This is a genomic window from Paenibacillus sp. LjRoot153 (genome assembly GCF_964253085.1).
GTDB lineage: Bacteria > Bacillota > Bacilli > Paenibacillales > NBRC-103111 > Paenibacillus_E.
Window position 1 is genome coordinate 970,588 of sequence record NZ_CAXUQH020000001.1, and the last position, 12,329, is coordinate 982,916.

General features: G+C 41.1%; 7 protein-coding genes. All 7 read left to right on the plus strand.

Annotation, left to right across the window (positions count from 1 at the left end; genetic code table 11):
- The first annotated feature begins 10 nt into the window (after positions 1 to 10).
- Entirely contained in the window at positions 11 to 481 is a 471-nt protein-coding gene (locus tag ACSQ8P_RS04460; RefSeq protein WP_436234064.1) for a YhcH/YjgK/YiaL family protein, read from the plus strand.
- A gap of 222 nt (positions 482 to 703) precedes the next feature.
- Positions 704 to 2,398 (plus strand): ATP-binding protein, encoded by a 1,695-nt coding sequence (locus tag ACSQ8P_RS04465; RefSeq protein ID WP_436234065.1) that lies wholly within the window; start codon positions 704 to 706, stop codon positions 2,396 to 2,398.
- Between the two features lie 532 nt (positions 2,399 to 2,930).
- Positions 2,931 to 5,852: an exo-alpha-sialidase gene (locus ACSQ8P_RS04470; protein WP_436234066.1), complete on the plus strand. Its 2,922-nt coding sequence runs from the start codon at positions 2,931 to 2,933 to the stop codon at positions 5,850 to 5,852.
- 122 nt (positions 5,853 to 5,974) lie between these two features.
- Entirely contained in the window at positions 5,975 to 7,546 is a 1,572-nt protein-coding gene (locus ACSQ8P_RS04475; RefSeq protein WP_436234067.1) for a response regulator transcription factor, read from the plus strand.
- Between the two features lie 23 nt (positions 7,547 to 7,569).
- Positions 7,570 to 10,311 carry a cache domain-containing sensor histidine kinase gene (locus ACSQ8P_RS04480; protein ID WP_436234068.1) on the plus strand — a complete coding sequence of 914 codons (2,742 nt, stop codon included), beginning with the start codon at positions 7,570 to 7,572 and terminating at the stop codon, positions 10,309 to 10,311.
- 155 nt (positions 10,312 to 10,466) lie between these two features.
- A complete protein-coding gene (locus ACSQ8P_RS04485; RefSeq protein WP_436234069.1) occupies positions 10,467 to 11,423 on the plus strand; it encodes an ABC transporter permease in 957 nt (318 codons plus the stop codon).
- Positions 11,424 to 11,443: 20 nt separating this feature from the next.
- Positions 11,444 to 12,310, plus strand: a complete 867-nt coding sequence (locus tag ACSQ8P_RS04490; RefSeq protein ID WP_436234070.1) for a carbohydrate ABC transporter permease — start codon at positions 11,444 to 11,446, stop codon at positions 12,308 to 12,310.
- Positions 12,311 to 12,329 lie beyond the last annotated feature (19 nt).

The following is a 12,329-nucleotide window of genomic DNA, read 5'->3' on the forward strand; positions in this document are numbered from 1 at the left end:
AGGGGCTGCTTTGATTTTCGATACGATTAGCAATTGGGAGTACAACAGGAGTCAGTACAGTGATGTCGTGCGTCGAGCGCTGAAATATATCACCCATTTGAATGTCGCTGACATGCCGTCTTTGCTTGAGATCGACGGGAAGCGAATGTATGTGATGAAGCAATGTCCAGTGACAAGTCCATTCGAGGAACGACTTGCTGAGAAGCATGCGCAGTATGCTGACATTCATCTCGTGGTGGGAGGGGAAGAGTGGCAGGGCTTCGCTGCTGCTTCTAGCAACAATAGCAGCGTGGAAGATCGCTTGGCAGAGAGCGATTATGCGCTGTATGAGCAAGTTGACAAGGAGTCGCGTATCCTGCTTCGACCGGGTGATTTCAGTATATACTGGCCCGGAGAAGTTCACCGTCCGAACTGTCATCCAGAGGGTGTCGTTCCTTTAGTGAAGCTGGTTGTAAAGATTCATCGCGATTTGTTTGAATGAAACTAAAAAACGTCTTATTTTGCCTAAAACCCATCGGTTTTAGGTTTTTTTCGTATTAGGGGGAGTTCGACTTCGCTAAACTAACGAACAGAAGAGTTGAATAACTCTTGGCTTTAAAACGGGGATTAAAGGGATTTATATAGTGGCTATAGAATTTTTATTAAACAGAGAGCTGGCACTTACCTAGATAGAGACAGTCAAACGGTAGTGAGGGGATTATACATGCATGAATTACATACGATAACTAAATTAACAAATTATCATGCTATACAAGGAACTGGAGCTCATATTCTCTACGTCTTTAATGAAATCGATCAATATATAGGTAATGCAGTCAGTTTCATCATTGAAGGATTAGTAAAAAATGAAGTTATCTTATTCGTTGATACGGAAAATTTGATTGATAAAATGAAGGTTGAATTGAGATCAAAAGGTTTTACGGACAATCACTTCCAAAACCTAATTTTTGCGGATAGTACGCACGCATATTTTGCGGGAGATCAATTTGACGCTGATAGAGCTGGGATGTTAATTGACCTGCTTCAACCGTATTTTGAAAAAAACTGTAAAATACGTACTTGGGGAAAAGTTCCTTTGATGGAGCATCATTTTCTTTTAGAAAGTCTTCGAACTTTTGAACGCAACAGTGATAATTTCATTGCTCTAACGGGCTTGATTTCAGTCTGTGTTTATAATGGCTTGACCACACCTGCTTATCTCCAGAACGAGTTAATGAAGACACATAATTACTTTATGACAGATAGCGAATATTGTTTATCACCTCTCTATAATAGAGACAATTTTAAAATTCCATCTGGCGAAGAGTTAGAGCGATTGCAAAGGTTAGAAAAGCAAAATAGTGAACTAAGAGATCGAAACGATCAATTAACCGTTGAGAATAATTTGATTGTACAAAGTGAGCAAAAGGTTCGAACCATTATTGATCAAATGCCCATTCCTGTCATCATTAGGAGGAAAGCTAGTATTCTTTTCCTGAACCGTTTAGCACAGAAACAATTCCCGATTGCCACACGGAATAGTGTGGAAGGGGAACACTTGCATCAATTTTTTGAAAAGTATGATAAAGATGCGGTTGTTTCAGATAACAGGAGGGTCCAACAACATCAATGTAGTGTTAATAATGGCAAGAAAATATACTACCTAGTCCAATCCATTGATATGATATTTGAAGGGGAGACAGCAATTCTCCATTCCTTTGTAGATATTACTCATGAGAAAGAAAATGAAAATCTAATCATCCGTTCAGAGAAGTTGAATGTTGCAGGTGAGCTTGCTGCAGGTATTGCCCATGAATTACGAAACCCGCTTACTGCCATTAAGGGCTTTTTTTCAATGTTAAAGAAAACAGATGAGAGAAAAGACATGTACTATCAAATTATCGAAGAAGAGCTTTCTCGAATCGAGCAGATAGCAAGCGAACTATTAACCTTAGCCAAGCCTCACTCTGATAACCGTAGAACGCATAACCTTATTCAAATCATAGATGAAGTGAAAATATTACTTACTCCGCAAGCAAACATGGAGAATATTGAAATAATTGTGCAATCAAATAGCGAGGAACTATACATAAGCTGCGAAAACACGAAGATTAAGCAAGTTTTTATTAATTTGATAAAAAACGCAATTGACGCGATGAAAAATGGTGGGTCTATTATTCTTAAAATCAAGGAAGTTAGAGATACTATTCAAGTTCTGGTTATTGATCAAGGAAGCGGTATTCCAAGCGAGATCATGAACAAGATTGGTGAACCCTTTTATACAACGAAAGAAAAAGGGGCAGGTATCGGTCTAATGGTTTGCTTTCAAATCATTGAAAGTCATGATGGAACGATTCAATTGGAAAGCAAGGTAGGCATGGGGACTACGTTCACCATTACATTGCCTGCATTGCGCTGATGTTATGAGAGTAGATCGCCTAAGCCGGCGACTGCTCTTTTTTTAATTTGCACTATGAACAATCGTTTGCACCAACCAGAAATTAAGTAAATTAGTGCGAAAGTGCAACTATGTATACCGAAATGGTGCAAATGAGAAGTGACAGCAGAAATTGTTGCACAATTGCACTAATCTCGAATAGAGCGTTTAGTTAGATATAAAAAGATGCTTTTTTGCATTTTTCACGGTCATGGGCAACGGCGAGGAATGTCTTATATCAGTGAACTCCATTATTGAAACGGGATCTGCGACTGCGAATCCCGTTTTTATATTCGGCCTACTGTTTCCTAAAGAAATGATAGAATTTATAAAGAAATGAAATATAAGTAGGAGCTAGGCGAGCTACAATACTGACATCGCCGCTTTTTGAAATCGCTTACTTTCGGCTTTTATCAACGGAGGGAGGTGATAGGTGTTCAATGCCATGTGCATAGACCCACTCACAATGACGATTACGGTCTAAGACAATTCGTAATTAAAGGAGCGTGTAAAAATGTCAAAAAGCAATATAAGCAAGATGTTCGTCCTGTTATTAGCAGCAATATTAATTGCAGTCGTAGTCCCCTTCCATTCGAGGAATGTGGCGAACGCCGCTGCGTCCTTTTATGATGAAACGATTCTTTACGAATCGACGGTGGATGGATATACCCAGTACCGCATACCAGGTGTAGTCGTTACCAGTAACGGGACTGTTATTACTTACGCCGAGGCAAGGAAGACGACATCCGACTGGGCGGATATCGATATTTATATGCGAAGAAGTACAGATGGGGGAAATACGTGGCAGTCCCGAGTTAAGCTGGTGGATGGCGTGACTACCGCTAATACGATCAACAATCCCGTCATGATTGCTGAGAAGAACAATGGCACTGTACACTTCCTATACTGTAAGGAGTATAATCAGGCTTTTTACATGAAGAGTACAGATCACGGTGCCACTTGGTCCACACCAGTGGAAATAACCTCTGTCTTTAATCAGTATAAATCAGAGTTTAATTGGGCAGCTTTTGCCACAGGACCCGGACATGGAATTCAACTGGACAATGGAAGGCTGCTTGTCCCTGTCTGGCTTACATTGAACACAAGCCATGCACCTGGCGTTGTTTCCACCATTTACAGTGATGACGGCGGAGCTACTTGGAACAGAGGTGAAATCATCTGGGATACACCGGATATTCCAAGTCCGAATGAAACCACCTCCGTGCAGTTGTATAACGGTTCCGTCATGCTCAATATGCGAAATAGCACGAAGGTTTCCCCGCTGCGTTCTGTCGCAACAAGTCCCAATGGGAACAGCGGATGGACTACGCCAGTTTTGGACAGTGAATTGAATGACCCGAATGACTATGGCAGCATTTTACGTTTTACCGATCAGCACGACTACTATAACAACAGACTTCTGTTTACCAATACGAATAACCCGAGTGATCGATCGAATTTGACGGTGAAAATGTCCATGGATGAGGGAGATAGCTGGACCTACTCCAAGGTGATAAGTCCGACAGGTGCAGCCTACTCCGACCTCGCCGTCAGTAATGATAAAGAGACGATCTATTGCTTTTATGAAAAATGGAATGGCACGCTCAAATATCATTATATGGTTCTGGCTAGGTTTAATTTGGAGTGGCTAACCGATGGCGAACAGAGTCTAGATCCGTTATCAGGAACAGCGCCAACATATCCTTCTATCCCGACAGTGAATGTGGATGAGCAATGGAGCAGCTTGTCAGCCTGGAATACAGCTGGAACTGCGGTAATCAGCCCTGCGGGACAGCTGAACTTGTCTAGTAATAATAGCACCACCTCATCGGTTAACCGATTTGATATTAGTATCCCACAATCTTACACGCTTGAGTTTAAGGCGAAAGTCGATGACTTCAGCAATGGAACGATGGGGGTCAGTCCATATCCAACTTCCTTGGGCACCAAGATCGGGGATGGGAAATATCGGCTGATGCTAGATTTCAGATCGGATGGCATCTATGCGATAACGAATTTGGGTGAATGGACGCAAATTAAAGCCGTAACACTTACGAGCGGCTGGTATACATGGAAAGCTGTTGTGAACCATGGGGTTGCCGAAGTCTTCATGGACGGCGTATCTCAGGGTAAATTCGCGATGCAATCTGGCAACTATGGTGATGTCTTGCAGCACTGGGTTGTAGGCACTAGCACGGATGCGGTAAATGCCCATGTCGAATATTCCAAGCTGTACACAGATACGCCTGTGACATGGGATGTCGCATCTGTCAATCTCGATGAGCAGTGGAACAGCCTTCCAGCTTGGACGACAGCTGGCACTGCGATCATTAGCCCAGCGGGACAGCTTAACCTATCCAGCAACACAAGCACCAATTCATCTGTGAGCAGGACAGATCTTAGTATTCCGCAATCCTACACCCTTGAGTTCAAGGCAAAAATCGATGATTTCAGCACGGGGACTATAGGGGTCAGCCCACATCCTGCATCCTTGGGTACGAAGATCGGGGATGGGAAATACAGACTGATGCTGGATTTCAGGACGGACGGCATCTATGCCATAACCGATTACGGTGTCTGGACGCGTGTGAAAGCCGTGAATGTGAATAGCAGCTGGCATGCATGGAAGGTAAGAGTCAATTATGGATATGCTGAAGTGTATATGGACGGTGTCTTCCAGGGGAAATTCGCCATGCAGTCTGGCAACTATAGCGATGTTGTGACGCATTGGGTGCTTGGCACAAGCACGGATGCGGTGAATGCTCATGTAGAATCCACTAGGCTGTACACCGAACTGCCAAGTTCAGCTCCTGTGGCCTACTTGAAATTCGATGAAACAAGCGGTACTGCCGCTGCTGATGCGTCTGGCAATGGAAATTCGGGAACGGTGTACAATGGCGCGGCATGGTCGACCGGTAAGGTAAACAATGGGCTGCTACTGGATGCCTCCAATGATTATGTAGATGCTGGCAACAAGAATAGCCTGCAGTTTGGCAAAGGCGACTTTACGGCGTCTGCATGGGTGAAACCGGATACGGTGTCTGGAACGAAGTTCATCTTCTGGTATGGGGATGTGGGTACGGCTGTACCGTCATGGTGGGTTCGTATGGAAGCGGGTAAACTAGCTTTCCAAATTGATGGCACATCAGCGCCTACCGGCAATTATGTGTCAACGGATGCTGTCGCGCTGTCAGCTGGAGCATGGACGCACATCGCAGTGACGCGAGAAGATCTGATCATTCGAATTTATGTGAATGGCATAGAAATGAAGGGCATCTATACAAGCAACGTACCCGACGTTTCGAGTGCCTCTAACGGTCTTACCATAGGGAAAGATAAGAATGGAACGACACGTTACTGGGATGGCATGATCGATGAAGTGCGTGTGTATGAAAGGTCTTTAAGCTCCCAAGAAATTCAGGGTTTGTCAAGTTAGCCGTTTTCAGAGAGATCCAACTGATGAATAAGAAGTACACTGGGGTCGACATCTGTCGACCCCACTTCCGTGCTACAATAGGTGTACTGAACATAATTTGAAATATTCAGGAGGTGAATGGCTTGTACAAGCTGCTTATTGTTGAAGATGAAGCCATTTTCAGGACAGTGCTGCCATCCATTATTGATTGGAATTCACTAGGATTTGAAATAGCTGGGGTATGCGAAAATGGATATAAAGCACTGGAATTTCTAGATAAAACAGAAGTAGATGCGATTCTAACTGATATCCGTATGCCAGTATTGAATGGTCTTGAATTGGCAATGGAAGTCAAAAGCAGATACCCGAGGACGAAGGTAACGCTATTCAGCGCTTTCAATGAATTTGACTATGCAAGGAAAGGCTTAGAGTGCGGGATTTACGGCTACATTCTAAAGTCTGATGGGGAAGATGAAATTGTTACTCATTTTGCGAAGCTTAGAGACGTACTGGATAAAGAAAATCAAATCAGAATAGATAGCGAAGATTTCTGGCGGCAGCGGGAGTCATTTTTTAAAAACATGATTGAAAGTCCTGCCAGTATGAGTGTTCATTTCGACCATAAAGAATATCCCCTTGCTTTGATCCGGATGGATGAGTATAAGCATATGGCCTATTGTTCCGGAGCACATCGCGTACGCAGTATTCATGAATTCATCCGAGTCTATCTATATGAACAGCTCGAAATTCCAAATAAGGGCATGGTTATTTCACTCAATGACATGTTCATCTTGTTAGGAACTGTTTCGGAACACAGCTTTGTGCAAACGGTTACGGAGTTCTACGGGAATTTAAAGGAAGAGCTAGGCATGTTTAAGAAAAATGAAGAAGAATGCCTGGATATTTCTTGTGTGATCGGAAGTACGTCAGCTAATGTGCAAGAGCTTTGTAATTCCTTTATGAGTCTAAAGGAGTCCTTCCTAAACTCACCTTACACGGGCAATCGTCTGATTACGTATAGGGAACTAGATCCTAACGGCAAGCGTATACTTACGTTCGCGGAAGAAGAGAAGCTGATGAAAGAAATCATGCAGCTCGTGAATGGTAAAGCGCATGCCCAATTGATTGAATACCTAGAAGCATTGAAAAATGAATGGATCGCGTCCAAATTAACGGATTTGGATAGGATTTCAGGTTTTGCTGTTAAATTAGTTCTCGCTATATTCAACGCTTTAGGGGAAATGGGAAAGAAATCAGATGTGTTTTTAGAGAGAACGAACTATCTCATGAAGGAAATTAGCTATTGTGATACGCTTGGGATGATTTTCAAGAAACTGGAAGCGTTTACCATGGAGGCATTTGAATTAATTAATGAAGAGAATACGATGAAAAATAGAAGGATTGTGGATGAAGCGCTGGCCTATATTAAGAAAAATTATGCAGAACAAATTAGTCTTGAGGAATTAGCAAGGTATGTCAATGTGCATCCTGTGCATCTGTCCAGACTTTTCAGTAAGGATTTGGGAAATACCTTTAAATATATCCTTACGGAAGCACGGATGGAGGAAGCCAAACGATTATTAAAGGATATTAACTATAAAGTATATGAAATATCAACGTTGGTTGGATATGAGAAGCCCCGTTATTTTAGTGAACTTTTCAGAAATGTGACAGGACTTACACCATTGGAATATAGAGAACAATACAAAGGGTAACCTAAAGCTGATGAGGAGTCTATATGATACCATTTAACTTTAAAAAGTCACTGCAGAAGAAAATTATGTTAACCGGTATTATCTTCTCCGTGATTGCAATCGCCTTAACTACTCTTACTTGTAATTGGGTCACAAATCGATTTATTTTGTTTCAGTTTGAACGTGTTAATGAAATAGCTACAGGCGCTGCTGTCGAAAAGGCGAATACGTATTTGGCGGAAATCGCCAATACAGTTAGTTTGTCGATGAAGAATGAGTATTTTGATCGGATTATCTCTTCTGATGAATTAGACCCTTATCAACTCATCAAAGCGCAAAAGGATTATGAGGAGTTTCTGAAAAATCTCATTTTGACGAATGATAAAGTCGATTCCATACTTGTTGTTGATACGAATAGAAATATTTTTATCAAGGCTAATAATTCGGTAGGAAAAGACTATGACAAGTACGGTTCTGCAGCGTTCTATAACACATTAAAGAAACCATCCATACAAAACGAGGAAAGTCAGTTTTTCCTTGATCGGTATACAGAGGGGAACTACGAAAGATTAGCGATTATAAGTCCTATATTTGAACCATATACCAATGAAATCAAGGCACATATGGTTGTCGTGTTCAGTACCAAGCTTATTGAGGAGATGCAGTTTGCAGGGAATGGAATTTTTATTACGGATCATACGGGGAACTCTGCTGAGGTTTCCAACATTCCACATGCAGGCGAATTAACGGATCAAAAATATTCATTTAAAAACTCGCTCAACTTTGAAGGCTGGACGATTACAAATACGTTTACCTTTGATAAGCTGCAGAAATCTATTGCGAACAATCTGCATTTGAATATTCGGGTAGGGTTAATATGCCTAATTATATCGATCCTCGCGCTCGCGATTACAAGTAAAAAAATTGTTAAGCCCATTAAACATATGGAGCAGCAAATCAGCCTACTTAATCACAACAACCTTGAAAATAAACCAATGGCCTTGTCGAAGAGGAGAATCAGCTTCAAACTGACACTGCTTTTGTTGAACGCTGCCATCGTCACGATTCCCGTTGTATTAATCACAGGTAGCTCATACGTATCGGCGAAGAACACTGTTGAAAGTAAGGTAGGGTCTGTCTTTGAGTACAGTGCTCAAATTCTCTATCAACAGATGGATTTTGTATATAGTAACTATCGGAGGATGACCATCGAGACTTCTTCCTTCAACGATAAGGTTCAAAAGCTTCTGGATACTAGCATTTCCAAAGACGTAGACGAAGAAATTCGGGATGCGATGAATAATATTATTCTGACCCGAAATTTATTTGATAAAGGCATATCTAATATTACTCTTTATAACGCAAATGAACGTTTGGTCTATTCCTCTACTTACGGAAGACCCTTTATGTTGCGCCCCGATGCCAAATCAGATTTGGATTATGTACGAGACCATTTTAGCAAGCTATTATGGCGAAGCTATACGGATTCCCCTTTTAATAAGAAAGGTATCCGTGTCGGCATGCAAATTAGAGGTGTGGCAGACGGCATTGAGGCAGGCAAGCTGTTAGGGTTTATTTTGGTCGATTTCAATGGGGAAGATATCGAGAAGATGCTGAATGTGTTTACAAAATATAGCTACCTAGATGTATATCTTGTTGATCCTTCAGGCAAAGATATATTCAGTGATATCGGCCGAAGTCAAAAGACAAGCTTATCGGAGGTATTGCAAAACAATCAACCGTCCTTTGATGCGAATGAAAGGGTATCCTTCCGAGAAGGCGGTAACAATTTCCTCGTGATTTCGAAGTTCTTTGAAGAAAATGGGTGGAGTTTAGTCTTCCTATTAAAGAACTTTAATGAGAATGAATACATTCTGATTTACAGTTTAGTGGTTCTTTTTGGACTCATTTTCATAACCGTTGGGTTCTCGTATGGATTTTCATCTATCCTTTTAATGAACATCTCCTCCTTGCTCAAAACGGTAAGAAACGTGAAAAGAGGCAACCTCCAAGCGCGTTTTAAGAGTACTTCGGTTGATGAAATCTATGAATTAGGCAATAGCTTTAATGAGATGTTGGAGCGTATTAATCTACTTATTGAAGAAAAATTTATATCCGATGTAATGGTAAAAGATGCTGAACTGAAGGCCAAGGAATATGAATTAAACCTTCTACAGTCACAGATCAATCCTCATTTCCTGTACAACACCTTAAAAACAGCGCAATATATGGCTTTTGCGAAGGATCCCCGAACAGAGAAAATGATCAAATTGCTTATCGCCTTGTTTAAGACTAGTATTACTCGGGGAGAAAAGGTAGTGAAGTTAAGCGAGGAAATCGATCATGTGAAAACCTACGTGGATATCCTGCAAATGAGGTTCGGGGATAAAATTAAGCTTCGTTATGACGTGAGTGACGATATGTTGGAAATTCCGGTACTGAAGCTAACGCTGCAGCCGATCGTGGAAAATGCCATCTACCATGGTCTGGAGGTAACCGAACATGGCGGCACCATCGTCATCGACGTGCGAAAAATGAAGGATAGACTGCAAATCACCGTCAGTGACGATGGTGTAGGGATTACAGAAACCAAGCTGATGGAAATCAAGGCGACACTCGAAGGGAAAACGAAAGGCGAGAGCATCGGGATCACCAATGTGCATGAACGTATTAAGCTATATTTTGGAGAAGCATACGGAATTGACGTAGAGAGCACTTTAGGAAAAGGGACTACGGTCAACATGTATTTCCCACTCATCGCGCAGCAGCAAGGTTACTTATTATAAGTAGCTTTGCTGTTTTTTTTTCGTTGCAGAAAGAGGTTAAAAAAACGGAGCAAATGTTATGTTTGAGTCATACTCATTATTTGTAAACGCTTTATAATTAACACTAGTAGTACTACTAATGGATATCCAATACGAAAATGTTAAGGAGAAGAAATATGGATGCTGAAGTAATAAAAACCTCCGAACTGTTTATTAAGAAGAATTCAAAGCCAGGTTTTAATAAAAATCTGAAACATATTTTAAGATATAAATATATGTATCTCATGCTTATCCCTGTGCTCATATGGTATGCGATTTTCTGTTATGTCCCGATGTATGGAATTACCATGGCTTTTCAGGACTATACCATGAGCAAAGGATTTTTTCACAGCCCATTTGTCGGATTGAAACATTTTAAAGAATTATTTGGTGAAGAAGATTTCTGGCGGGCATTTTGGAATACCGTAATCATTGCGGTTTACCGTCTACTCACAGCATTTCCAGTACCGATCATTATTGCATTGCTTCTAAACGAAGTAAGGCATCTCAAATTCCGTAAAGCGGTTCAAACGATTATCTATTTACCGCATTTTATTTCGTGGGTTATCGTTGCATCCATATTCATCACATTTTTTAGTCCGGAGACTGGGCTTCTTGCAGCAATGACTAATGGCCATGCTTCTGATCTGCTGACAAGACCGGAAATGTTTAGGCCGGTGTTGATTTTAACGGATATCTGGAAAGAGTCGGGATTTGCCACTGTCATCTATATCGCGGCCATGGCAAGCATCAATTCAGAACATTATGAAGCAGCTGTCATAGATGGAGCCGGAAGATGGTCACTTGTTAGGCATGTTACAATACCCGGCATTCGTAACGTAATATTTATCATGTTTATCTTAATTATCGGCAAGGTGTTGACGTGGGGATTTGACCAAGTATATAACTTCTACAATCCAATGGTGTATGCAACAGGCGACATTCTGGATACCTACATTTACAGAACCTCTATGGGAGGTAACAAATTCAGTTACGCAGCAGCGGCAGGTTTGCTTAAGTCTGTTATATGCGCAGTTTTGCTAATAATTGCAAACAGGATTGTAAAGGCATTTGGTCAAGAGAGTGTCTATTAACATAGGGGGGAGTTTAAATCATGTATTTACAAAAAAGGTTTTCATTGACTGATACGATCATATATCTAATGCTCGGTCTATCAGCCCTTATCATAATACTACCACTGTGGAGACTCTTGGTTATATCATTTTCCACGCAAGAAGTATATTTATCAGACCCCTATCACCTGATTCCCAAGAGTTTCAGTCTGACAGAGTATAAAAGAGCACTAGGCAGCGCTGGAGGAATTGTAAAAGCCTTATTTAGATCCGTGGAAATAACGGCACTTGGAACAACATTAAGCATGATCCTCACCAGTTTTGGCGCTTATGCACTATCCAAAAGGGATCTTCCAGGCAGAGCAATCATATTTCGCTTAATCGTATTTACTATGTTTTTTAGCGGCGGATTGGTGCCATTTTATGTACTGGTCAAAAATCTGCATCTCATAGATACGATATGGGCGTTGGTTTTACCTACTGCTATCTCATCGTATAATCTGATCATTATGAAAAATTATTTTGCCAGTCTTCCGCCAAGTCTAGAAGAAGCTGCGAAAATTGATGGTTATAATGATATCCAAATCCTGTTTAAAATTATTATTCCTATATCTATGCCTGTTTTTGCTGCTGTCAGTTTATTTTACGGAGTAGCATTATGGAATGACTACTTCTTAGCGATATTATTCATAAATTCAAATGATATGTTTCCGCTTCAGGTGTTATTGCGACAGATGATTATTCAGGACTTGGTCACTGCGGAGGTAGGGGTCATGACCACGGGATCGAATATTGAGCAGTTTAAAATGGCTTGCATTTTCATTGGAATCATTCCGGTGCTTATCATTTATCCAATCATACAGAAATACTTTACCAAAGGAATCATGATGGGTGCAGTAAAAGAATAGCGGGAATCCTCCACATTTG